Origin of the sequence: Achromobacter sp. ACRQX (genome assembly GCF_022346505.1) — a bacterium.
GTDB classification, from domain to species: domain Bacteria; phylum Pseudomonadota; class Gammaproteobacteria; order Burkholderiales; family Burkholderiaceae_B; genus Achromobacter; species Achromobacter animicus.
Genome location: NZ_JAKRML010000015.1, coordinates 96,582 through 119,997, shown reverse-complemented (window position 1 = coordinate 119,997; position 23,416 = coordinate 96,582). Strand labels below are relative to the sequence as shown.

The 23,416-nt window shown below is 67.3% G+C and carries 19 protein-coding genes; 7 read left to right on the top strand and 12 right to left on the bottom strand.

Annotation, left to right across the window (positions count from 1 at the left end; translation table 11 throughout):
* Positions 1 to 18 precede the first annotated feature (18 nt).
* On the top strand, positions 19 to 1,224 hold the full coding sequence (gspF, locus tag MHZ91_RS15545) for a type II secretion system inner membrane protein GspF (protein WP_175126113.1): 1,206 nt from the start codon (positions 19 to 21) through the stop codon (positions 1,222 to 1,224).
* A gap of 117 nt (positions 1,225 to 1,341) precedes the next feature.
* On the opposite strand, the gene MHZ91_RS15540 is transcribed toward gspF, so the two are convergent.
* The 3 genes from MHZ91_RS15540 to MHZ91_RS15530 form a co-directional block, all read right to left on the bottom strand.
* Positions 1,342 to 1,680, bottom strand: coding sequence for a P-II family nitrogen regulator (locus tag MHZ91_RS15540; protein ID WP_006386376.1), 339 nt, complete (start codon positions 1,678 to 1,680; stop codon positions 1,342 to 1,344).
* 196 nt (positions 1,681 to 1,876) lie between these two features.
* Positions 1,877 to 3,943: an NAD(+) synthase gene (locus tag MHZ91_RS15535; protein ID WP_175138930.1), complete on the bottom strand. Its 2,067-nt coding sequence runs from the start codon at positions 3,941 to 3,943 to the stop codon at positions 1,877 to 1,879.
* Between the two features lie 123 nt (positions 3,944 to 4,066).
* Positions 4,067 to 5,434: a mechanosensitive ion channel family protein gene (locus MHZ91_RS15530; RefSeq protein WP_175138929.1), complete on the bottom strand. Its 1,368-nt coding sequence runs from the start codon at positions 5,432 to 5,434 to the stop codon at positions 4,067 to 4,069.
* 136 nt (positions 5,435 to 5,570) lie between these two features.
* Here MHZ91_RS15530 and argH point away from each other — a divergent pair, with 136 nt between their 5' ends.
* The gene (gene argH, locus MHZ91_RS15525; RefSeq protein WP_239214467.1) at positions 5,571 to 6,992 is read left to right on the top strand and encodes an argininosuccinate lyase; all 1,422 of its coding nucleotides are present in this window, start codon (positions 5,571 to 5,573) and stop codon (positions 6,990 to 6,992) included.
* Between the two features lie 123 nt (positions 6,993 to 7,115).
* On the opposite strand, the gene MHZ91_RS15520 is transcribed toward argH, so the two are convergent.
* Positions 7,116 to 8,006, bottom strand: a complete 891-nt coding sequence (locus tag MHZ91_RS15520; protein WP_175138928.1) for a LysR family transcriptional regulator — start codon at positions 8,004 to 8,006, stop codon at positions 7,116 to 7,118.
* 96 nt (positions 8,007 to 8,102) lie between these two features.
* Here MHZ91_RS15520 and MHZ91_RS15515 point away from each other — a divergent pair, with 96 nt between their 5' ends.
* On the top strand, positions 8,103 to 8,540 hold the full coding sequence (locus tag MHZ91_RS15515) for a GFA family protein (RefSeq protein WP_175126108.1): 438 nt from the start codon (positions 8,103 to 8,105) through the stop codon (positions 8,538 to 8,540).
* Positions 8,541 to 8,611: 71 nt separating this feature from the next.
* Here the strand turns inward: MHZ91_RS15515 and MHZ91_RS15510 are convergent, their stop codons facing one another.
* Complete coding sequence (locus tag MHZ91_RS15510) at positions 8,612 to 9,031, bottom strand: type II toxin-antitoxin system HicB family antitoxin (RefSeq protein WP_175185149.1); 420 nt, start codon at positions 9,029 to 9,031, stop codon at positions 8,612 to 8,614.
* 164 nt (positions 9,032 to 9,195) lie between these two features.
* Here MHZ91_RS15510 and MHZ91_RS15505 point away from each other — a divergent pair, with 164 nt between their 5' ends.
* Positions 9,196 to 11,217: a PEP/pyruvate-binding domain-containing protein gene (locus MHZ91_RS15505; RefSeq protein ID WP_239214466.1), complete on the top strand. Its 2,022-nt coding sequence runs from the start codon at positions 9,196 to 9,198 to the stop codon at positions 11,215 to 11,217.
* 171 nt (positions 11,218 to 11,388) lie between these two features.
* Here the strand turns inward: MHZ91_RS15505 and lpdA are convergent, their stop codons facing one another.
* The 7 genes from lpdA to MHZ91_RS15470 all read right to left on the bottom strand — a co-directional run bounded on the left by lpdA (position 11,389) and on the right by MHZ91_RS15470 (position 18,198).
* On the bottom strand, positions 11,389 to 12,792 hold the full coding sequence (gene lpdA, locus MHZ91_RS15500) for a dihydrolipoyl dehydrogenase (protein WP_239214464.1): 1,404 nt from the start codon (positions 12,790 to 12,792) through the stop codon (positions 11,389 to 11,391).
* Positions 12,793 to 12,794: 2 nt separating this feature from the next.
* Positions 12,795 to 14,213, bottom strand: coding sequence for a dihydrolipoamide acetyltransferase family protein (locus MHZ91_RS15495; RefSeq protein WP_239214462.1), 1,419 nt, complete (start codon positions 14,211 to 14,213; stop codon positions 12,795 to 12,797).
* 1 nt (position 14,214) lies between these two features.
* Positions 14,215 to 15,258, bottom strand: coding sequence for an alpha-ketoacid dehydrogenase subunit beta (locus tag MHZ91_RS15490; protein WP_175126103.1), 1,044 nt, complete (start codon positions 15,256 to 15,258; stop codon positions 14,215 to 14,217).
* A 2-nt stretch (positions 15,259 to 15,260) separates the two neighbouring features.
* Positions 15,261 to 16,493: a 3-methyl-2-oxobutanoate dehydrogenase (2-methylpropanoyl-transferring) subunit alpha gene (locus MHZ91_RS15485; protein ID WP_175126102.1), complete on the bottom strand. Its 1,233-nt coding sequence runs from the start codon at positions 16,491 to 16,493 to the stop codon at positions 15,261 to 15,263.
* A gap of 199 nt (positions 16,494 to 16,692) precedes the next feature.
* Positions 16,693 to 17,286 (bottom strand): nitroreductase, encoded by a 594-nt coding sequence (locus MHZ91_RS15480; protein WP_239214460.1) that lies wholly within the window; start codon positions 17,284 to 17,286, stop codon positions 16,693 to 16,695.
* Between the two features lie 104 nt (positions 17,287 to 17,390).
* Positions 17,391 to 17,825, bottom strand: coding sequence for a Cd(II)/Pb(II)-responsive transcriptional regulator (gene cadR / locus MHZ91_RS15475; RefSeq protein ID WP_175126100.1), 435 nt, complete (start codon positions 17,823 to 17,825; stop codon positions 17,391 to 17,393).
* Between the two features lie 103 nt (positions 17,826 to 17,928).
* Complete coding sequence (locus MHZ91_RS15470) at positions 17,929 to 18,198, bottom strand: hypothetical protein (protein ID WP_239214481.1); 270 nt, start codon at positions 18,196 to 18,198, stop codon at positions 17,929 to 17,931.
* A gap of 84 nt (positions 18,199 to 18,282) precedes the next feature.
* On the opposite strand from MHZ91_RS15470, the gene MHZ91_RS15465 reads away from it, so the two are divergent.
* The 3 genes from MHZ91_RS15465 (at position 18,283) to MHZ91_RS15455 (ending at position 23,369) form a co-directional block, all read left to right on the top strand.
* A complete protein-coding gene (locus tag MHZ91_RS15465; protein WP_239214476.1) occupies positions 18,283 to 20,442 on the top strand; it encodes a cation-translocating P-type ATPase in 2,160 nt (719 codons plus the stop codon).
* A gap of 150 nt (positions 20,443 to 20,592) precedes the next feature.
* Complete coding sequence (locus MHZ91_RS15460; RefSeq protein ID WP_175185145.1) at positions 20,593 to 21,492, top strand: helix-turn-helix domain-containing protein; 900 nt, start codon at positions 20,593 to 20,595, stop codon at positions 21,490 to 21,492.
* 191 nt (positions 21,493 to 21,683) lie between these two features.
* Positions 21,684 to 23,369 carry a thiamine pyrophosphate-binding protein gene (locus MHZ91_RS15455; protein WP_239214458.1) on the top strand — a complete coding sequence of 562 codons (1,686 nt, stop codon included), beginning with the start codon at positions 21,684 to 21,686 and terminating at the stop codon, positions 23,367 to 23,369.
* Positions 23,370 to 23,416 lie beyond the last annotated feature (47 nt).

Here is a 23,416-nt window from a genome sequence, read left to right as displayed (position 1 = left end):
TTCCGCTTTATTACAGTCATGCCTTCCTTTCGCTATGAAGCCACCGACGCGCTCGGCAAAATCGTGCGCGGCACGATCGACGCCGACTCCGAGCGCGGCGCCCGCAACCAGTTGCGCGGGCGTGGCCTGTTGCCGCTGTCGACCTCGCTGGCGGCGCGCGCCGAAGGCATGGGCGCGGCGCTGCGCACGCGCCTGTCGGACGCCGACCTTGCGTGGCTGACGCGACAGCTCGCTAGCCTGCTGGCCGCGCGGCTGCCGCTGGACGCGGCGCTCAGCGCCACGCTGGAACAGGCCGAGAAAAAACATATCGCCGCCACGCTGGGCGGCGTGCGCGACGACGTGCGCGCCGGCCATCGCCTGTCGGCCGCATTGGCCTCGCGGCCACGCGACTTTCCCGAAATCTACCGCGCGCTGATCGGCGCGGGCGAAGAATCGGGCGATCTCGCGCAGGTGATGGAAAAGCTGGCCGACTACATCGAGGAACGCAACACCCTGCGTAGCAAGGTCATGACGGCGTTCATCTACCCGGCGGTGGTGGCCAGCGTGTCGGTGGTCATCGTCATCTTCCTGCTGGGCTATGTGGTGCCGCAGGTGGTGTCGGCCTTCAGCCAGGCCAAGCAGGAACTGCCGCTGCTGACGCGCGTGATGCTGGGCCTGTCGGATTACGTGCGCGAATGGGGCGCGGTGACCGGCATCGCCATCGTCGCGGTCATCGCGTTGTGGCGCTACACGCTGCGCGCGCCGGCCGCGCGGCGGGCCTGGCATGCGCGCGTGCTGCGACTGCCGCTGGCCGGTCGATTCGTGCTGGGGGTGAATGCCGCGCGCTTCGCGTCCACGCTTGCCATCCTGTCGGGCAGCGGCGTGGCCCTGCTGACCGCGCTGGAGGCGGCGCGCCGCACGCTCAGCAATGATGTGCTGCGCCTGGCGGTGGACGAAGCCGCCGCGCGGGTGCGCGAAGGCGCGGCGCTGTCGTCATCGCTCGGAGCGCAGAAGGTCTTCCCTTCGCTGCTGGTGCACCTGATCGCCAGCGGCGAAAAGACCGGCCGCCTGCCCGAGCTGTTGGACCGGGGCGCGCAGAACCTGTCGCGCGACCTGGAACGGCGCGCGATGGCGATGACGGCCCTGCTGGAACCGGCGCTGATATTGCTGATGGGGGGATTTGTCCTGCTGATCGTGCTGGCGGTGATGATGCCGATCCTGGAGATGAACCAGTTGATCAGGTAGGGATGCGGGCCGCGGAAGTACTGGCGGCAGGGGTACGGGCCAAATGCATGCGGGACCAATGGATAACGGCCCGATGGAGACGGGCCGCATCATGGCGCGGCCCGTGAAACATGAGGATCAGAGCGCCTCTTCGTCGCTCTCGCCGGTGCGGATGCGGATGGCCTGCTCCACCGGGGTCACGAATATCTTGCCGTCGCCGATCTTGCCGGTGCGCGCGGCCTTGACGACGGCTTCGATGGCGGCTTCGACCTGATCGTCCGGCAGGACGACTTCAACGCGGATCTTGGGCAGGAAGTCGACCACATATTCGGCGCCGCGATAGAGTTCGGTGTGGCCCTTCTGGCGGCCGAAACCCTTGACTTCGGTGACGGTCAGCCCGCTGACGCCGACTTCCGCCAGCGCCTCGCGGACTTCGTCGAGCTTGAAGGGTTTGATGATGGCGGTGACTTGTTTCACGTTGGTCGTCCTGGGTTTTTGATGTGTTGCGTCGCCCTGCCGCGCTGCCGATCGTCTTGTCGGGCGGGCGCCGGGCGCAATGGTTAAGAGAATAACACCGGGCAGGCGCGGCTGCGGCTCCGGGGAAACGCGCGCTGGCCCTGCCCCGCAGCGCGCCCCGCTTGCCGCCGCCCCAACTTGGTGCGCGGCGACGCCGTCAGCCCTTGGGCGTCTCGTCGGGAATGGTGTCGGCCTCGCGCATCCAGACTACCGATTCCGAGTCACTGGGCGCGCGCCAGTCGCCGCGCGGCGACAGCGAACCGCCGGAACCCACCTTCGGCGCGTTCGGGATGCAGGTGCGCTTGAACTGGCTGGTCCGGAAGAATTTGTCCAGGAAGATCTTCAAGTTGCGCTTGATGGCGGCCAGATCGTACTGGTTGCGGGCCACGTGCCCGGCTTCGGGCCAGGCGCCGGCCTCGCGGTCGCGCCAGGCCGTCCACGACAGGAACGCGACCTTGGTCGGCGCAAAGCCGTAGCGCAGCGTGTAGTACAGGTTGAAATCCTGCAATTCATAAGGACCGATGGACGCTTCGCTCTTCTGCTCGGGCTTGTCGTCCGCGCCCCCCGGCACCAGCTCGGGACTGACGTCCGTGCCCAGCACGTCCAGCAGCACCTGCGCGCCGTCGTCGCCCAGGCGGCCCGATTCGGCCACCCAGCGCACCAGGTGCGTGATCAGCGTCTTGGGCACGCTGGCGTTCACGCTGTAGTGCGACATGTGATCGCCCACGCCGTACGTGCACCAACCCAGGGCAAGCTCGCTGAGATCGCCGGTGCCAATAACGATGGCGTTGCTGAAGTTGGCCAGGCGGAACAGGTGGTTGGTGCGCTCGCCCGCCTGCACGTTCTCGAACGTGATGTCGTAGACCGGCTCGCCGTTGGCATAGGGATGGCCCAGGTCTTTGAGCATCTGCAGGCAGCTGGGGCGGATATCGATTTCGGACGCCGTGCAGCCCACCACCGCCATCAGGCGGCGCGCCTGTTGCAGCGTGCGGGTGCTGGTGGCAAAGCCCGGCATCGTGACGGCCAGGATGTTTGAGCGCGGCAGGTCCAGCGCGTCCATGGCCTTGGCGCAGACCAGCAGCGCGTGCGTGGAATCCAGCCCGCCCGAAATGCCGATGACCACCTTCTTCATGCCACTGGCGGACAGGCGCTGCACCAGCGCCTGCACCTGGATGTTGTAGACCTCCTGGCAGCGCGCGTCGCGGCGCTGGGGGTCGGCCGGCACATACGGGAATCGCGCCACGCGCCGTTCGAGCGGCAGTTCGGCGTCTTCCAGCGGCGGATTCACCGGCACCGCCACGCGGCGGAACTTGCGAACTTCATCCTGGTGGCGGCGCACCGACTGGCCGAAGGTGCTCTGGCGCATGCGCTCGCGCGACAGGCGTTCCAGGTCGACGTCCGAGAACAGCAGATGGGAATGGTTCAGGAAGCGTTCGGATTCGGCCAGCAGTTCGCCGTTTTCGTAGATGAGCGCCTGGCCGTCCCACGCCAGATCCGTCGAGGATTCGCCCCGCCCGGCCGACGTGTACATATAGGCCGACAGGCAGCGCGCCGACTGCTGCGACACCAACTGGTGGCGGTATGCGGACTTGCCGACGACGATGTTGGAGGCCGACAGGTTGACCAACACCGTGGCGCCGGCCAGCGCGGCAAATGACGACGGGGGAATCGGCACCCAGACGTCTTCACAGATTTCGACGTGGAACTGGAACAGCGGCAGCTTTTCCATCTGGAACAGCAGTTCGGCGCTAAACGGGACCGTCTGGCCCAGCAGGTCGATCTGCGCGTCGATGGCGCAATCGGCGGCGCTGAACTGGCGGGCTTCGTAGAACTCGCCGTAATTGGGCAGATAGGTCTTGGGCACCACCCCGAGGATGCGGCCGCCGGCCGCCACCACGGCGCAGTTGAACAGCTGGTGGGCGACCCGCAACGGCGCGCCGACGACGATGGCGATATCCAGATCGGCCGTGGCCTCGACCACTTGCGCCAGCGCGGCTTCGCAGGCGTCCAGCAGGGCCTTCTGGTGAAAGAGGTCGTCGCAGGTGTAGGCCGACAGGCCAAGTTCGGGAAACGCCGCCAGCACCGCGCCGCCCTGGGCGGCCTGCTGCGCCAGCGCGATGGTCTGCGCGGCGTTGAAGGCGGGATCGGCGACCCGGCACTCGGGCACGCCGACCGCGACCCGGGCGAAGCCGTGGGAATACAGGTTGAAGAACGGGTTCGACATCGGGGATTTCGCCTGGAGTTTCGCTGGGGGTTTTGCCTGGGCCCTGGAGTTCGTAGGCCCTGGAAACAACCGCCGGATTATCTCACGGCCCTCTGGCGGCGGCCTGCCTCCGCGCCCTTGCCCCTAACGCGGCATTTTGCCGTCCGTCAGCCCCCGCTCGAACGGCAGGGCCGCGTCGCCGTCCACGACAGGCCCCTGCCGGTCGCGCTCGGCGGACAGCGCCGCCTGGATGGCGCTGTCGCGCAGGTAACTGCCCATCGCGCCGATGTCCGCCCCGGACGGCTGCTGGTACAGGCGCAGGCCCAGCTCCGGCAGAATCGCCAGGAGATGGTCGAAGACGTCGCCCTGGATGCGTTCGTATTCGACCCAGGCGGTCACGGCGGTAAAGCAATAGACCTCTACCGGAATGCCCTCGGACGTGGGCTCCATCATGCGCACCATCATCGCCATGTCCTGGCGGATCTCGGGATTCTGCTTCAGGTAAGCCAGCGCGTAGGCGCGCAGCGTGCCGATGTTGGTCAGCCGGCGCCGGTTGGCGGGCACGCTGGCCAGTTCGCCCAGCGTCTGGTTGGCCTGGACGATGTCCTGGGTCTTGGTCTGCAGGTAGTCGTGCAGCAGCCGGAACTTCATCAGGCGCTGCGGCTCGTCGTCGGCCAGGAATCGCACGCTGGCGGCGTCGATTCGGATGGTGCGCTTGATGCGCCGGCCGCCCGATTCGAACATATGCCGGTAGTTGCGGTAGCTTTCCGAGAACAGCTTGTAGGTCGGCACCGTGGTGACGGTGTTGTCCCAGTTCTGCACCTTGACGGTATGCAGCGCGATGTCCTTGACGAAGCCGTCGGCGTTGCATTGCGGCATCTCAATCCAGTCGCCGATGCGCAGCATGTCGTTGCTGGTGAGCTGCGTGCTGGCCACGAGCGACAGCAGCGTGTCCTTGAACACCAACAACAGCACCGCGGACAGCGCGCCCAGGCCGGAAATCATCCACAGCGGCGACCGGTCGATCAGAATGGAAAGCACCAGAACGGTGCATACCGCCGCAAGAATCAGCTTGCCGATCTGGATGTAGCCCTTGATGGAGCGGGTCTGCGCGCGGGTCGTGGCCGAATAGGTGTCCTGCCAGGCGCTCAGCACGCCCGAAAACGCAATGAACACGCAGATCCAGGCGCCCGCGTGCGCCAGCCGGCCGACGATGCTGACCGCCCGTTCGGCATGGGGCACCAGGTCGATGCCCACGGACACCACTGCAAACGGCACCGCGTACCAAAGGTTCTGATACGCCCGGCGGCGCTGCAGCGCCTTGTCCCAGTCGACGCGGCCGCTGGCGACCAGCAGCCGGTGTGCCAGCAAGAGGACGACGCGGGCGACGACCCACTGCACGAACAACGCGGTCAGGATAAGCACGCCGATCCCGATCAGCGTCTGCGCCCAGATCTCCCGCGGCATGTGGGTATCAAGTTGGGTGACTAGCTCTTCCCATTCCAGGGGCATGGATCCGTACTCGCTTTTCAGGTCTTGAAACTAACCGGGGATTATCCGACAACTCGCCCCGATCGCGGGTTCCGGCCCCGCATAACCGGCCCCGGCATTACCCGGCGCGGCGCGAGGCCCTATAATCCCGGCCATCATGGCAAAGACTCCCTCCCCCGATCAAAACCAGTTCGCCAACAAGGCGCAGGCCTGGTCCGCCCGGTTCTCCGAGCCGGTTTCCGAACTCGTCAAACGCTACACGGCGTCCGTGGATTTCGACAAGCGCCTGGCGCGCCACGACATCCAGGGCTCGCTCGCGCATGCGGACATGCTGGCCGCCCAGGGCATCATCGGCGCCCAGGATCTGGCCGACATCCAGCGCGGCATGACCCAGATCCTGTCCGAAATCGACGCCGGCTCGTTCCAGTGGCTGCTCGACCTGGAAGACGTCCACCTGAACATCGAAAAGCGCCTGGTGGAACTGGTGGGCGACGCGGGCAAGCGCCTGCACACCGGCCGTTCGCGCAACGACCAGGTCGCCACCGACATCCGCCTGTGGCTGCGTGACGAAATCGACACGCTGCAGGTCCTGCTGCGCCAGCTGCGCCACGCGCTGGCCACGGTCGCGCTGGAAAACGCCGGCACCATCATGCCGGGCTTCACGCACCTGCAAGTCGCCCAGCCCGTCACCTTCGGCCATCACCTGCTGGCGTACGCCGAAATGTTCGGCCGCGACGCCGAGCGCCTGGCCGATTGCCGCCGCCGCGTGAACCGCCTGCCGCTGGGCGCCGCCGCCCTGGCCGGCACGTCGTTCCCTATCGACCGCGAACGCGTCGCCAAGACCCTGGGCTTTGAAGGCGTGTGCCGCAATTCGCTGGACGCCGTCTCCGACCGCGACTTCGCCATCGAATTCTGCGCCGCCGGCGCGCTGATCATGACGCACATTTCGCGGCTGTCCGAAGAGCTGGTGCTCTGGATGAGCCCGCGCGTGGGCTTCATCGACCTGGCCGACCGCTTCTGCACCGGCAGCTCGATCATGCCGCAGAAAAAGAACCCCGACGTGCCTGAACTTGCCCGTGGCAAGACCGGCCGCGTCAACGGCAATCTGGTCGCCCTGCTGACCCTGATGAAGGGCCAGCCCCTGGCCTACAACAAGGACAACCAGGAAGACAAGGAAGGCCTGTTCGACACCGCCGACACGCTGCGCGACACGCTGACGATCTTCGCGGACATGGCTGGCGGCATCAAGGTCAAGGCCGACAACATGCGCGCCGCTGCGCTGCAAGGCTTTGCCACCGCCACCGATCTGGCCGACTACCTGGTCAAGCGCGGCGTGCCCTTCCGCGACGCCCACGAGGTCGTGGCCCACGCCGTGCGGGATTGCGAACAGCGCGGCTGCGATCTGGCCGACCTGTCCACCGCCGAACTCACGGCCTACCACCCCAGCATCACCGAAGACGTGCATCAGGTGCTGACGCTGGAAGGTTCGGTTGCCGCGCGCAAGCATGTGGGCGGCACCGCTCCCGAGCGCGTGGCTGAAGAAGCCCAGCGCGTTCTGGCGGAAACGGCGGAAGGCTGATTGCCGCTGCGGGCTGCGGACGGGCTGTGGGGCCCGTCCTTGAGAGCGGTCGTTGAAGCCGGTATCCCCGGCCCGCGTCAAGGTCAGTCATGCAAGGCCCCCTTCCCGGGGGCCTTGTTGTTTCTATTCCGCCAACCAGCCGTCCAGTTCCCGGGCCAACGCATCGAAAACGCCCGCCACCCGCTTCACGCGCCGCAGATCGCCGTGCATGGCAATCCAGACATCGACGTCAAAACCGATTTCCTGCGCCAGCACCGGAACCAGTCCGAGCGGCTTCGCGAGCTGACGCGGACATACGCCCACGCCGAGGCCCGCCTTCAAAGCGGCAAACTGCGCCACGTGGTGGTCGCAAGCAATGGCGAACGGCTGGTCGGCGTCGATCACGCCCTGCTCGGCCAGCACGCGCCGGTCGGCCAGGCGGCGGTCGGGGCCGATCATCGGCATGTGCCGCAAGTCGTCGCGGGTTTGCGGGAGCCCATGCGCCTGGATGCAGTCCGCCGTGGCGAACAGCCCGACCCGCAGCGCGCCGGCGCGCCGCGCCACCACGTTGGCTTCGCTGGGACGCAGCAGCCGGACCGCGATATCCGCTTCCTGCCGGGGCAAGGCCTCCAACCGGTCCTGCACGCTCAGCTCCAGCCGCACGGCCGGCAGCGTCTGGCGGATTTTCAGCAGCATCGGCGGCAGCACCTCCACGCCCAGCAACTCGCTGCTGGTGATGCGCACGACGCCTTCGGCCGCATCCGCCCCCTCCCCGGCCCGCCGGCTGAACGCTCGCGCCGCCGCGTCCATGGCCTCGACATGCTCGCCCAGTTCGCGCGCGGCGTCCGTGGGTTGCAGCCCGGCCGGGGTCCGCAGAAAGAGGCTCACGCCTACACTGCCTTCCAGCTTTTCGATGCGGCGGCGGGCGGTGGCCTGCGCAATGCCCAGCATCCGGGCCGCGCCCGACAGGCTGCCGGTGCGCAGCACGGCTAGAAAGACGCGCTGGCTTTCCCAGTCGAGAGAATCAATGCTCATACAAAATCTGCTAACGGATGGTTCATTATGGCGGTTCCCAGCGGCCGGCATCCCGGGCATCCTGTCGCACTCCATTGAAGTTGAAGGAACCCGTTCATGACCCTGACCGGCCAATGCCGCTGCGGCGCCGTCCGCTACTCGATCGATCCGGCCGGCAAGCCGATGGTCTACGCCTGCCATTGCCAGAACTGCCAACGCTGGAGCGGCAGCGCCTTCGGGCTGCACCTGCTGCTGCCGGAAACGGCGATGAGCATAACCGGTGCGCTCGATGAATACCGCCATGAACACGAGGGAAAGCGGTCTTGCCAGTTTCTGTGCGCGTGCTGCCACACGCGCATCTTCAACACGACCGAGGCCGCGCCCGGGATGCGGGTGTTGCGCGCCGGCACGCTGGATGAAGCAGCCGAGCTGACGCCGGCCGCGCATATCTGGACCCGGCGTAAACACGCTTGGCTGAACTTGCCCGCTGACGTGCCGAGCTGGCCCGAAAGCCCCTCGCCGGAGGAATTTGGGCGGGTGGTGATGGGAGGGTGATGATGGGCCAGTGATGCGCGGCTGGCCGAAACGTCGAGGCGTCGGATTAGCCCGCGCAACGGTTCTCCCGCCTACACGATGGAAACTTCCAGCCGGCGGCCGAGTTTTCCAAGCGCCGCCTCCACCTGTTCGATCCGCGACCCGTGCCGCAGATTCAGCAATCGATCCACTTGCGGCGTATGAACGCCAAGCCTGCGAGCCATCTCGGCTTTGCGCACGCCTTGGCGAATCATTTCATTCGACAGAAACACCTTGCTGGTAACGACCGCCGGCAAGGTGACCGCATACGGCGATGACGTTTTCTCCGACGGCATCGGGATCAAGCGACGTTCATCGAAATAGATCTCCAATGCCGCCTCAAGCGCTTCCAGCGCGTTCACCTGCGCATCTTGCTCATCCTCGCCGACGCTCGTCGCTTCCGGAAAATCCGGAAACAGCACCAGAAAGGTGCCGTTCGTATCGGGAGTCAACGTGTAGGGATAGGTCAGCATGGCAGGCGCCAGCATATTGCGCTCTGCCCCCTCGCACATTCCCGATCGAGCCTAAATCAGACTAACGCACGTCGGAGGGAGAGCTTCCGTCGCTTAACCCACCGATGGCGCGTCCCCAATAACGTTGGATATGATTGCGGCTTCCCGTAGCCCGCCCACGTCCCATGCCCACCCTGAGTGCGTCGTCGAAGCACTTCCCGCTTTCCCGCGTATCCCGAATCGTCTTGGCCGTCCTGTGCATGCTGGGGACCGCCGCCAGCGGTCCCGCCCACGCCCAAACCGCCCGCAAACCCTCCCCCTACGAAAACGGCCGTCCCCTGCGCCCCGACGAGGTCGAGGCGCGCAAGGCGGAGGACGCGCGTTGGGGAGGCCCGCGGTTCCTGGGGAAGATCCAGACCCGGGCCGAATTCGATCAACTGGCGCGGGTCTACAACGCCGGCACGCCGCTGGAGATTCCGCATGTGCTGTTCGTCATCGACCGCCAGCGCGCGGATCGCATCTATTACCTGCACACGCCCCGGTATGGGCTGCACGAGACTTTCGCGCGCGAGCGGCGTCTGCTGTCGGGCGACAAGGCCAAGCTGATCGCGCAGTACAAGGATCCGAACCGGCGTCTGCTGTTCGGCACGCTGAGCTGGCAGAACGGCCTGCCGGGCTACACCTTTGAATTCTGGGAAGGCGATCTGCTGACGCCGGAACTGCTGACCCTGACCGCGCAGCGGCTGGCGGCCACGTTCTACGAGCCGCTGCGCTTCAAGAGCAATTCCACCTTGCAGGAGCAGACGGCGCAGCGCGCCGGGATGGATGTTGTCACGCAAGAGGCGCTGCTGCGCGAGCAGACCTTCCTGCCGCTGAATACGGGGCGCGCGCAGGGCCGGCTGCGCATCGTCAAATCCGTGGACGAGACGCCTGACCTGTCGCCCACCGACATCGTGGTGCTGGACGAGGTGCCCGTCGCGCTGACGCCCGTGGCCGGACTGCTCACACAGCGCCCGTCCACCCTGCTCTCGCACGTGAACCTGCTGGCCAAGGGCTGGCGCATTCCCAATGCCTATGTGCGGGACGCCGTGGCGGCGTTGCGCAAGCATGACGGCCAGTGGGTCGAGCTGATTGTCGAAAGCAACGGCTATCGGGTGCAACGCATTGCACAGCCTGCGGTCAATGCCAACCAAGCGGCAACGACACCCGCAAAAGCCGCCACGCCGCTGCCCAAACCCGATCTGTCTGTGCGCGCCGTCAAGCCGCTGTCCGGCATGACCACGCGCGACAGCCGCTACTGCGGTGTCAAGGCGGCGAACCTGGGCGCGTTGAAGTCCGTGCTGCCGCCCGCGGCCAACGTACCGGACGGCTTTTGCATTCCGTTTGCCCAGTACGCGGCGTTCATGCACAAGCTGGGCGTGCCTGCCCGCTTGGCGGCGCTGGAACAACGGGCCGACTTCGCGTCCGACGCCAATGTGCGGCGCGCGGAACTGGCCAAGCTGCGCCAGGACATCGCCGACGCACCGCCCGACGCCCTGTCGGCCGACTGGCTCGCCCGCTGGAAAAAACAGCTGGGCGGCCGCGGCGTCTTCGTGCGCAGCTCGTCCAATTCCGAAGACCTGCCAGGCTTCAGCGGCGCGGGCCTGTACACCACCGTGCCGAACGTCACGCAGGCCGACGCGCTGGCCCGGGCCGTGCAGACGGTGTGGGCGTCGGTCTACAACTTCGAGGCCTACGAAGCGCGCCGCGCCGCGGGCTTCAACCAGGACGCGGTGGTCATGGCCGTGCTGGTGCAACTGGCCGCGGCATCGGACAGTTCGGGCGTCATGATCACGCGCGATCCCTTCGATGCCTCGCGCCGACACGTCACGTATCTGTCGGCCAAGCGCGGGCTGGGCATCAAGGTGGTGGAAGGCAAGCGCCAGGCCGAGCAGGTCATGTATTCCAGCTGGTCCAAGGCGGTGCAGGTGTTGAGCCGGTCGGCCGAGGACACGGAGCTCGTGGCCGCCGCGGGCGGCGGCGTGCGCGAAGTGCCCATCGAGGGCGGCCGGCAGGTGCTCAATGACGCGCTGGTCGCGCGCCTGGCCGCCGTGGGACGGCAGGTGAAGAAGCGGCTGGGAAATGCGGACCAGGACATCGAATGGGCCGTCCAAGGCGACGAGATCCTGATCCTGCAGGCGCGGCGGTACATCGACGGAAGCCGCTGACAGCAATCGCGCGGGGCGGTAGGCGGCTTGCCCAGCCCGGACTGCATGAACCGCGCCGCCAAAGGCCGGCCGGATCGCGCATGTTGCATCGGGCACAGCACATCGGCGCGGTAGAACCGGCAAAGCAACAGAGACCCGGCGCGGACATTGCACCCGCGCCGGGTCCCGCCTTCAGATGTGCAACGCGTGCCCCAGCGCCTTGAGCGCGGCCTCCTGCACTGCCTCGCCCAACGTGGGATGCGCGTGGATCGTGCCCGCCACGTCTTCCAGCGTCGCGCCCATTTCCAGCGACTGCCCGAACGCCGTCGACAGCTCCGACACCGCGCGCCCCACCGCCTGCCATCCCACGATCAGATGGTTGTCGCGCCGGGCCACCACGCGCACGAAGCCGTCGGTGGATTCCAGCGTCATGGCACGGCCGTTGGCGGCAAAGGGGAATGCCGCCGTCACGCAATCCAGCCCGGCGCTTTCGGCGTCCTGCGGCGACAGGCCTGCGACCACGACCTCGGGGTCCGTGAAGCACACGGCAGGAATGGACGCCGGCTGGAAGTGGCGGCGCTTGCCCGCCACCAGTTCGGCCACCATCTCGCCCTGCGCCATCGCGCGGTGCGCCAGCATGGGCTCGCCTGCAATGTCGCCAATGGCCCAGACATCCCGCATGGACGTGCGGCACTGGTCGTCGATGCGCAACGCGTTGCCTTTGCGATCGAGCTGCAGGCTTTCCAGTCCCCAGCCCTGCGTGCGCGGGCGGCGTCCCACCGAGATCAGCACGCGGTCGGCGGGCAGCAGCGTTTCGGCGCCGCTGGCGTCCTGCACGCGCACCGCGTCGCCCTTGCCGTTCAGTCCCAGCACCTTGCGACCCAGATGCAGCGCCACGCCCATCTTGCCTAGCGCGGCCGCGACGGGCTTGGTGAGTTCGGCGTCGTAGGTCGGCAGGATGCGGTCCTGCGCCTCGACGACGGCGACTTCTGCACCCAGCTTGCGGTAAACGGTGCCGAGTTCCAGCCCAATGTAGCCGCCGCCCACCACGACCAGTTGCTTCGGAATGCTGGTGGGTGACAGCGCCTCGGTGGATGACACCACCATCCCGCCGAATGGCATGGACGGCAGCGGCGTGGGTTCGGATCCCGCCGCCAGCAGCAGGTGTTCGCACTGGATGCGGATGCGGCCCGCATCAGGCGTTTCGACTTCGGCGGTCTTGCCATCCAGCAGCGTGGCCCAGCCGCGCACGACTTCCACGCCGTTCTTCTTGAGCAGCGCGCCGACGCCGCCCGTCAGCTTGCCTACGATGCCGTCTTTCCAGGCCACTGTCTTGGCGATGTCGATGCGCGGCGCGTCGACCGCGATGCCCAGCGCCGATTCGCCGGCGTAGTGACGCGCCTTGTCGAATTCCTCGGCTGCGTGGATCAGGGCCTTGGACGGGATGCAGCCGATGTTCAGGCACGTGCCGCCCAATTGCGCGCCCTCGACCAGGATGGTGGGCACGCCCAGCTGCCCGGCGCGGATGGCGGCCACGTAGCCGCCGGGACCGCCGCCGATCACCAGCAATGTCGTTGTCTTTGTGATCTGGCTCATGCTTACTCCACGAAAAGCAGCGCGGGTTGTTCCAGCAGCGCGCGCACGGCCTGTATGAAGCGTGCCGCGTCCATGCCGTCCACTACGCGGTGATCGAAGGACGACGACAGGTTCATCAGCTTGCGCGCCACCACGGCGCCGTTGCGGAAGGCCGGGCGTTCGACGATGCGGTTCACGCCCACGATGCCAACTTCAGGGTGGTTGATCACCGGCGTGGTGACGATGCCGCCCAAGGGACCGAGGCTGGTGATGGTGATGGTCGAGCCGGACAGTTCGTCGCGCCCGGCCGAGCCGCTGCGCACCGCCTGCGCCAGCCGCGTGATCTCGGCCGCCATGGACCATAGATCGCGCGCCTCGGCATGACGCATCACCGGCACCATCAGGCCGCCGTCGCTTTGCGTGGCGATGCCGATGTGCACCGCGCCGTAGCGCGTCACCACGCCGGCCTCGTCGTCATAGCGCGCGTTGATCTGCGGAAAATCGCGCAGCGCCACCACCATTGCGCGAGCCAGAAGCGGCAGCAGCGTCAGCTTGCCGCGCTGCTCGCCCCATTTGGCGTTGAGCTGCACGCGCAGGTCTTCGAGCTCGGTCACGTCGATTTCCTCGACGTAGCTGAAGTGCGGGATGCGGCGCTTGGATTCGGCCATCTTCTGCGCGATCTTCCTGCGCAGCCCGATGACGGGCACGGCGTCTTCGTCGTTGCGTTCGGCGTAGGCCGAGCCGGCGCGGGCGTTGCTTGCCGAGCCCTGCCCTTGCAGCCAGGCGTCCAGGTCTTCGTGCAGGATGCGGCCGGCCGGGCCGCTGCCTTGCACGTAGCGCAGTTCGACGCCCAGGTCCCACGCGCGCTTGCGCACGGCGGGTGAGGCCAGCGGCTTTTCGCCGGGCTGGCGGATGGTCGCGGGCGCGCCGCCGGATTGACGCGCGGCGGGCGATTTGGCCGACGCCGACGTGGAGCCGGATGCGGATGCCGATGCCGATGACGGGGTCGACGACTTGGCCGGCGTGGAAGTTGCGGGCGTCGCTACGCCGGGCGTCGTTACGCCAGACGCCGCAGCGCCGCTCTCCACCAAACTCGGACCGCCTGCCCGCTGCGCCCCGTCGGCAGCAATCCCCTCACCCGCAGGCACAGCCGCCTTCGCCGCCGGCGCCGCCGCAGCACCCGCCTTCACATTCCCCTCGCCTTCGACTTCCAGCCGGATCAATTCACCGCCCACGGCCATCACCTGGCCGACATCCCCGCCCAGCGAAATCACCTTGCCGACCACCGGCGACGGAATCTCGACCGTCGCCTTGTCCGTCATGACGTCCGCCAGCGGCTGGTCCTCGGCGACGGTGTCGCCCACCTTGACGTGCCAGCCCACCAGCTCGACCTCTGCGATGCCTTCGCCGATGTCGGGCATCTTGATGATATGAATCCCCATGTCATGCCTCCATCGCGCGTTTGAACGCTTCGCCGACCCGGCGCGGGCCGGGGAAGTACGCCCATTCCTGCGCGTGCGGATAGGGAGTGTCCCAACCGGTCACGCGCTCGACGGGCGCCTCCAGATGATGGAAGCAGTGTTCCTGCACCAGGGAAATCAGTTCCGCGCCAAAGCCGCAGGTGCGCGTGGCTTCGTGCACGACCACGCAGCGCCCGGTCTTCTTGACGGAGTTGACGATGGCGTCCAGATCCAGGGGCCAGAGGCTGCGCAGGTCGATGACTTCGGCGTCGATGCCGGTCTCTTCGGCCGCGGTCAGCGACACGTGCACGGTGGTGCCGTAGGTCAGCACCGTCAGTTCCGAACCCGGACGCACGATGGCGGCCGATTCCAGCGGCACGGTGTAGTAGCCGGTGGGCACGACGCTGCCCGGGCGGCCGGTCCACGGCGTAACCGGGCGGTCATGGTGACCGTCGAACGGGCCGTTGTAGAGGCGCTTGGGTTCCAGAAAGATCACCGGATCGTCGTTCTCGATGGCGGCGATCAGCAGGCCTTTCGCGTCGTACGGATTGGACGGCATCACCGTGCGCAGCCCGCAGACCTGCGTGAACATGGCCTCGGGGCTCTGGCTGTGCGTCTGCCCGCCATAGATGCCGCCGCCGCAAGGCATGCGGATGGTCATGGGCGCAATGAACTCGCCCACCGAGCGGTAGCGCAGGCGCGCGGCTTCAGACACGATCTGATCCGACGCCGGATAGAAGTAGTCGGCGAACTGGATCTCGCACACGGGCCGCAGCCCGTACGCGCCCATGCCCACCGCCACGCCGACGATGCCGCCTTCGGAGATGGGGGTGTCGAACACGCGCGAGCTGCCGTACTTGGCCTGCAGGCCTTCGGTGCAGCGGAACACGCCGCCGAAGTAGCCCACGTCCTGCCCGAACACGACGACGTTGTTGTCGCGCTCGAGCATGACATCCATGGCCGAGCGCAAAGCCTGGATCATGGTCATCGGCGCCGAGGCCGGACCAGCGTTGTTATCGATTGCCATGGTCAGACTCCGAGCTGCTGGCGCTGCCGGCGCAGATGCTCCGGCATGTCCTTGTACACGTCTTCAAAAATGCTGGCGGCGCTGGGGACGTGGCCGTCCACCAGGGTGCCGTAGCTCTCCGCTTCCTTCTGGGCCGCCAGGATCTCGGCGTCGAGTTCGGCGCGGACCGCGTCGTGCTCGGCGTCGGACCAGATGCCCAACAGGATGAGGTGTTTCTTGAAGCGCTCGATCGGGTCGCCCAGGGGGAAATGGCTCCAGTCGTCGCCGGGACGGTACTTGGTGGGGTCGTCAGAGGTGGAGTGCGGACCGGCGCGGTACGTGACCCACTCGATCAGCGTCGGGCCCAGGTTGCGGCGCGCACGTTCGGCAGCCCAGATCGACGCGGAATAGACCGCCAGGAAATCGTTGCCGTCCACCCGCAGCGACGCAATGCCGCAGCCCACGCCGCGGCCCGCGAAGGTCGCGCCCTCGCCGCCGGCGATCGCCTGGAAGGTCGAGATGGCCCACTGGTTGTTGACCACGTTCAGGATGACGGGCGCGCGGTAGACGTGCGCGAAGGTCAGCGCGGTATGGAAGTCGGCTTCGGCGGTGGCGCCGTCGCCGATCCAGGCCGAGGCAATGCGGGTGTCGCCCTTGATGGCCGAGGCCATGGCCCAGCCCACCGCCTGGATGAACTGCGTGGCCAGGTTGCCCGAAATCGTGAAGAAGCCGTTTTCGCGGTCGGAATACATGACCGGAAGCTGGCGGCCCTTGAGCGGGTCGCGCTCGTTGGACATGAGCTGGCACATCATCGTCACCAGCGACACGTCGCGCGACAACAGGATGCTTTGCTGGCGATAGGTGGGAAAGCACATATCCCCCTTTTCCAGCGCCATGGCGTGGGCGGTGCCGATGGCCTCTTCGCCCAGGCTCTGCATGTAGAACGAGATCTTCTTCTTGCGCTGCGCGGTCAGCATGCGCCCGTCGAAGATGCGCGTCTTGAGCATCGCCCGCATGCCGGCGCGCAGCTGGTCGTGGCTGATCTCAGGCGCCCACGGGCCGACGGCGCGGCCGTGCTCGTCGATGACGCGGACCAGGCTGTAGGCCAGTGGACCGGTGTCGACCGCGGCAACATCAATGGGGGGTTTGGGCACCTCGCCGGGCGGCGAAAGATGCAGATAGGAGAAGTCTGTCTTGCAACCCGGTCGCCCTGTCGGCTCGGGGACGTGCAACTTCAGCGGCCCATATTGGCTCATGTATTGTCTCCACGCTTGATCGTGTCATGCGTTTTCTTCCTACCAAGGCGTTGCCAGAGGCGTGTGACCTCGGACGCTGCCGTCGACGGCTTGCGCCCGGGGATACTTGGGCAAAGCCGTTGACGAGATTAGCACAGGGGACAGGGCCGATGAGCGGGCCGCGCGGCCTTTTGGGGCCGCATTGGACTGAGGGTTTTCCTCAAGCGGCGCCGGTCCATTCCGTGACGAATTCACGGTAGTCCGGACGCTTGGCAGGCGGCACCGCGCACGCGGGCGTGCCGACGGCCAGAAAGCCCAGGAAGCGGTAATCCAGCGAGTCCAGGCCCAGCGCGTCCTGCACGTCTTCAACGTACGTGCCCAGGCCGGTGCTCCAGAACGCGGCGTAGCCCAGCATGTGGACGGCGTTCAGGATGTTCATCACCGAGCAGCCGGCGGCCAGCAGCTGTTCCTGTTCAGGGATCTTGGTGTTGCCGTGGGCAATCTTCTGGGCCACGGCGATGAACAGCGGCACGCTGGCCATCCATTCGCGGACCGACTTTTCCTTTTCGGGCGTCATGCGCGGGTCGCCGCTGCGCTTGACGGCGTCAAGCGCCATGTCCGCCAGCTTGCCGATGGCCTCGCCCTGGATCACGACATAGCGCCACGGACGCAGCGCGCCGTGATCGGGCGCAGACATGGCGGCCTGCAGGATCTGTTCGAGTTCGTCGGTTTTGGGCGCCGGCGCCCGCAGGAACTTGAAGGAGCGGCGCGAGGTCAGGGCGTGGAGCGGCGTGGCGGTCTGGTTTACGGTCATTGATCGATGCGCAAATGGGAAAGAAACAGATTCTCATAGTACGCGATGACGTCTGACCGGTCGCTGATCCCCCGGACTGCAACAAGGACATCCCGGCGGTGCGCTCAGCCCAGGTGGGTGTGCCGCTCCTGCCGCTCTTCGACCTGCATTTCGCTCAACCCGTGCAGGATGCCGCAATCGTCCGAGTCGGGACGCGCCGACACGCAGCGCTGGCGCAAGTCGCTCAATTGGGCTTTCAGCTGCATCAGTTCGGCGATGCGCTCGTCCACATGCGAGATGTGCTCGTCGAACAGCTTGTTGATGGGGCCGCAACCGGTGCGATGGTTGTCGGCCACGGACAGGATGGCGCGGATTTCGTCCTGCGTCATGTCCAGCGCGCGGCAGTTGCGGATGAGGCGCAGGCGCTCCAGATGCGTCTGGCCATAGGTGCGGTAGTTGTTCAACCCGCGCTCCGGGGCGGGCAGCAACCCCTCTTTTTCGTAATACCTGACGGTTTCGACCGTGGTGCCGGCCGCCGTGGCCAATTCGCCGATACGCATCACTGCCTCCCGGATCCGATCCGATGATTAGGGGTTGACCCTATAGTAACTCCAAGGTGTGGAATTGCGTCATCAGCTTATTTGAAGGGTCAAGCGGATGTCTTTACCTCCGGTCAAAGAACACAAACATCAGTCGGGCAAGCACGGCGGCGCCTGCTGCGGTGGCGGACACTCGCCTGCGCCGGTCGTCGTCGCGTGCGTTGAGACGCCAGGCGATGACGCCTGCTGCGGCCAGGAACATCCGAAGGCGGCGGGCGAGGCCCCCGGCCGTGGGCATGATGCGCACGCGGGCCACGACCACAGCCACGGGCACGATGCCCACACCGGCCACGATCACCGTCACCGCCACGGCCACGGCCATGGCAGCGAACATGGCGCCGACACCTGCTGCGCGTCCGCTGCCCCGGCCCCGGCTGCCCAGGACGCTTCCTGCTGCGGCCACGCGCATGGCGCCGTTCTGCAGCCGGCCGCCGCCGCGACGCTCACGGCCGGCCCCGGCCAGCTGCTGGCGCGCCTGCGCATCGGCCAGATGGATTGCCCCACCGAGGAAACGCTGATCCGCAAGAAGCTCGCCGGCGTGGACGGCGTGCATGCGCTGGACTTCAACCTGATGCAGCGCATCCTGACCGTGGTCCACGCCGACGGCGCGCTGGACCGAATCATCGCAGCCATCAAATCGCTGGACATGACGCCCGAGCCCCTGGCCGACGGCGCGGCGGCCGCGCCCGCCCCCGCCGCCAAGGCGGTGAACTGGTGGCTGATCGGCGGCGCGGGCGTGCTGGCGGCGCTGTCCGAGTTCTCGCATTTTGCCGGCGGCCCGTTGCTGCTGACCGCGGCACTGGCCGTGGCCGCCATCCTGGCCTGCGGGGTCAGCACCTATCGCAAGGGCTGGATTGCCGTGCGCAACGGCAACCTGAACATCAACGCGCTGATGAGCATCGCCGTCACCGGCGCCGTGCTGATCGGCCAATGGCCCGAAGCGGCCATGGTGATGTTCCTGTTCAACGTGGCCGAACTGATCGAAGCCCGCTCGCTGGACCGCGCGCGCAACGCCGTGCGCGGCCTGCTGGACCTGGCGCCCGACACCGCTACCTTGCGCCAGCCGGACGGCACTTGGGCGGAAGTGCCCGCCGCGTCGCTGCAGCCGGGCGGCATCGTGCGCGTGCGGCCGGGCGAGCGCATCGCCGCGGACGGCATCATCGTGAACGGCACGTCGGCCGTGGACCAGTCGCCCATCACGGGCGAAAGCCTGCCCGTCGAAAAAGCCCAGGACGATCCGGTGTTCGCGGCCACCATCAATACCTCCGGGTCCTTTGAATACCGAGTGACCGCCGCGGCCGGCAACACGACGCTGGCGCGCATCATCCACGCGGTGGAACAGGCGCAGGGCGCGCGCGCGCCCACGCAGCGCTTCATCGACCGGTTTTCGCGCATCTACACGCCCGCCGTCGTGGCCGTCGCGGCGGCCGTGGCCGTGCTGCCGCCGCTGCTGTGGGGCCAGCCGTGGTTCGACGCCATCTACCGCGCGCTGGCGCTGTTGATCATCGCCTGCCCATGCGCGCTGGTGATTTCCACACCCGTCAGCATCGTCAGTGGCCTGACCGCCGCCTCGCGCCGCGGCATCCTCATCAAGGGCGGCGTCTATCTTGAAGAAGGGCGCAACCTGAAATGGCTGGCGCTGGACAAGACCGGCACGCTGACGCACGGCAAGCCGGTGCAGACCGATCTGCAGGACTGGGACGCCCCGGCGCAGGATCGCCACCCCGCCGCCCTGATCGCCGCCAGTCTGGCTGCCCGGTCCGACCACCCCGTGTCGCTCGCCGTGGCCACCACCGCGCGCGAGGCCGGCAGCGCGCTGCTGGAGGTCGACGCCTTCACCGCCCTGCCCGGCCGCGGCGTCAGCGGTCAGGTCGACGGCCAGACGTATCACCTGGGCAACCGCCGCCTGATGCGCGAGCTGGGCGTTTCCAATGCCACGCTCGACGCCCGCTTCGACGAGTTGGAAAGCCAGGGCAAAAGCGTCATCGCGCTGTCCGACGGCAGCCGCGTGCTGGCGCTGGCCGCCGTGGCCGATACGGTCAAGCCCACCAGCGCCCAGGCCATCGCCGACCTGCACGGGCTGGGCGTGCGCACGCTGATGCTGACGGGCGACAACACGCCGACTGCGCAGGCCATCGCGCGCCAGGTCGGCATCGACGAAGCGCGCGGCGACCAGCTGCCCGAGGACAAGCTGACCGCCATTGAAGGCAAGCTTGCGCCGGACGTGCGGGTCGGCATGGTGGGCGACGGCATCAACGACGCGCCCGCGCTGGCCCGCGCCGACATCGGCTTTGCGATGGGCGCGGCCGGCACCGGCACGGCCATCGAGACCGCCGACGTGGCGCTGATGGACGACGACCTGCGCAAGATCGGCACCTTCCTGCGCCTGTCTCGTGCAACGCATCGCGTGCTGGTTCAGAACATCGCGCTGGCGCTGGGCATCAAGGTGGTGTTCCTGGCGCTGGCCGTGACGGGCCACGCGACGCTGTGGATGGCGGTGTTTGCCGACGTGGGCGCGAGCCTGCTGGTGGTGGCCAACGGCCTGCGGCTGCTGCGCGCCGCGCCGGCCAGCCGCTGACCCGAACGGCGGGCGGCGCCGAGGCCGGCCAACGCGCCAGCTGCGGCGGGCGGCGCCGAACTGGCACCGCCGCGCCGCAGCCCCCGCCGCGATTGCCCGTATGATGGCGAAAAACAGAGCCGCCCCGCGCGCCATCAAGGAGACTCCCGCTTGTCCGCAGGTTCGCATTCGCCCATCCCGGAAACGTTTCCCACCTTTGAATCATCGGATTTCTCGGGAGAGGGATCCTTCTATTTCGACCTCGTGCGCCTGCAGGATCACGACGACATTCCGCGCGGCTTCCTGCACCGGCACCGCTATTACCACCTGCTGTGGATGACCGAGGCGCAGGGCACGCATCTTCTGGACTTCGAGCAGCACGCGGTGCGCGACCACTCGGTCTTCTTCCTGTCCCCGGGCCAGATTCACGCGTGGACGTCGTCGGTGAAACCCAGCGGCTACGTCATGAACATCAGCACCGAATTCTTCGCGCAGATGTTCCCGCGCGCGGACGACATCGCCAAGTTTCCGTTCTTTCACATGGCGGGCGGCCCGCCCGTGATCTACCTGACCCGCGAGCAGCACGACGCCATGCTGCCGCTGCTGGCCGAGATCGAACGCGAAACGCGCGACCGGCAGACGGGCCGCTTTGACGTGGTGCGCTCGTACCTGCTGATCCTGCTGACGCAGCTTCGCCGCCTGTATCCGGCCGACGAACGCGAGACCGCCGCCGGTCCCAGTTATTCGCTGGCCAAGCGCTTCACCATGCTGATCGAAGAGCATTACCTGGACTTCTCGGCTATCCGCCAGTACGCCGACGCCCTGTGCGTCAGCGAGCGCCAGCTCAACGACGCGGTCAAGCGCAGCGTGGGGCGCACCGCCAGCCAGCTCGTGCAGGAGCGCATTGCGCTGGAGGCCAAGCGGCTGCTGTGCAACACGGACTTGAGCATCGCCGAGATCGGATTCCAGCTGAACATCGAGGACCCGGCGTACTTCACGCGCTTTTTCAAGAAGCACACGGGCTGCACCCCGGGCGACTTCCGCAAAAAGTACTACCGCCCCATCGAATGACGGCCCCGTCGGATGGCGGCCGTACTGAATGACGGCGCCGTCGGATGACGGCCATACCGAATGACGGCCGCGTCGCCCGCCCCGCAAAAAAGTGCAAAACAAGCTCTGATCTGTCCTAACGCGCCCTGACCCGGGCTGCGTAAAGTTCATCCGGACTCAACCCGCCGCGCTGCGGCCAGATTGAAACTGCGATGAACGACACTTCGACATTGATGACGGGCGGCCAGCATGTGGTGCGGGCCTTGCTGGAACACGGCGTGGACACCGTATTCGGCGTGCCCGGCGAGAGCTACCTGGATGTATTGGATGCGCTGTATGCGCACCGCGAGCAGATCCGCCTGGTGTCCTGCCGGCATGAAGGCGCGGCGGCATTCATGGCCGAAGCGCACGGCAAGCTGACCGGCCGGCCCGGCATCTGCATGGTGACGCGCGGCCCCGGCGCCACCAACGCCAGCATCGGCGTGCAGACGGCCTTCCAGGATTCCACCCCGATGATCGTGCTGGTGGGCCAGGTCGGCAACGACATGGTCGAGCGCGAGGCCTTCCAGGAAATCGACTACCGCCGCATGTTCGGCCAGTTCACGAAGTGGGTGGCGCAGATCGACAGCGCCGCGCGCGTCACCGAATACCTGAACCGCGCCTTTTCCGTCGCCACGTCCGGCCGCCCCGGCCCCGTGGTGCTGGCGCTGCCCGAGGACATGCTGACGGACGTGGCCCCGGCCCTGTCCTGCGGCGCGATCCAGGTGCCGCAGGCCTACCCGGCGCCCGACGCGCTGGCCGGCATGCGCACGCTGCTTGCCAACGCGCAGCGTCCCCTGCTGATCGCCGGCGGTTCCGGCTGGACGGACGCGGGGCTGGCAAGCCTGACCCGCTTTGCCGAACTGAACGGCCTGCCGGTCGCGTGCTCGTTCCGCCGCCAGGACCTGTTCGACAACCACCACGCGCAGTACGTCGGCGAAGTCGGCATCGGCGTGAACCCGGAACTAGCCGAGGCCGTGCGCCAGGCCGACGTCATCCTGGCCGTGGGCGCGCGGCTGGGCGAGATGGTGACGGGCGGCTATACCCTGCTGCAATCGCCGGTGCCCAGCCAGACGCTGATCCACGTGCTGGCCAGCGCCGAAGAGCTGGGCCGCGTGTATCAACCCGCGCTGAAGATCCAGTCCGGCATGGACGCCTTTGCGGCGTCGGCGGCGGAACTGACGCCCGTGGATGCGACCCCGTGGCGCGACTGGACGCAGACGCTGCGCGGCAACTACCTGCGCTACACCGAGCTGCCCGCCGCGCGCGGAGAGATGGACCCAGCGCGCGTCATTGCCACGCTGCGCGACCAGCTCGACCCGAGCGCCATTCTGACCAACGGCGCGGGCAATTACAGCGCCTGGGCGCATCGCTACTACCGCTTCAGCCAACCGCGCACGCAATTGGCGCCCACCAGCGGCGCCATGGGTTACGGCGTGCCCGCGGCCATCGCGGCCAAGCTGCGCCATCCTGATCGCCAGGTGATCTGCCTGGCGGGCGACGGCTGCTTCCTGATGACCTCGCAGGAACTGGCCACCGTGAAGCAGCACCAGCTGGGCATCGTCTTCATCGTGTTCAACAACGGCATGTACGGCACGATCCGCATGCACCAGGAGGTGCACTACCCCGGCCGCACCATCGGCACGGACCTGTGCAACCCGGACTTCGTGGCCTACGCCCAATCGTTCGGCGTGACGGCCGAACGCGTGGACACCCATGAAGCGTTCGGCCCCGCGTTGGCGCGTGCGCTGGACGGCGGTTCCCCCTATCTGATCGAACTCAGTCTGGACCCCGAGGTGATCACGCCCCGGGCCACATTGACGAGCCTGCGCGAAAAGGCGCGCACCGCCGGCGCCTGACAGATCAGGCGCGGCGTTTACATAAAAAAATCCAACACTGGAGAGAG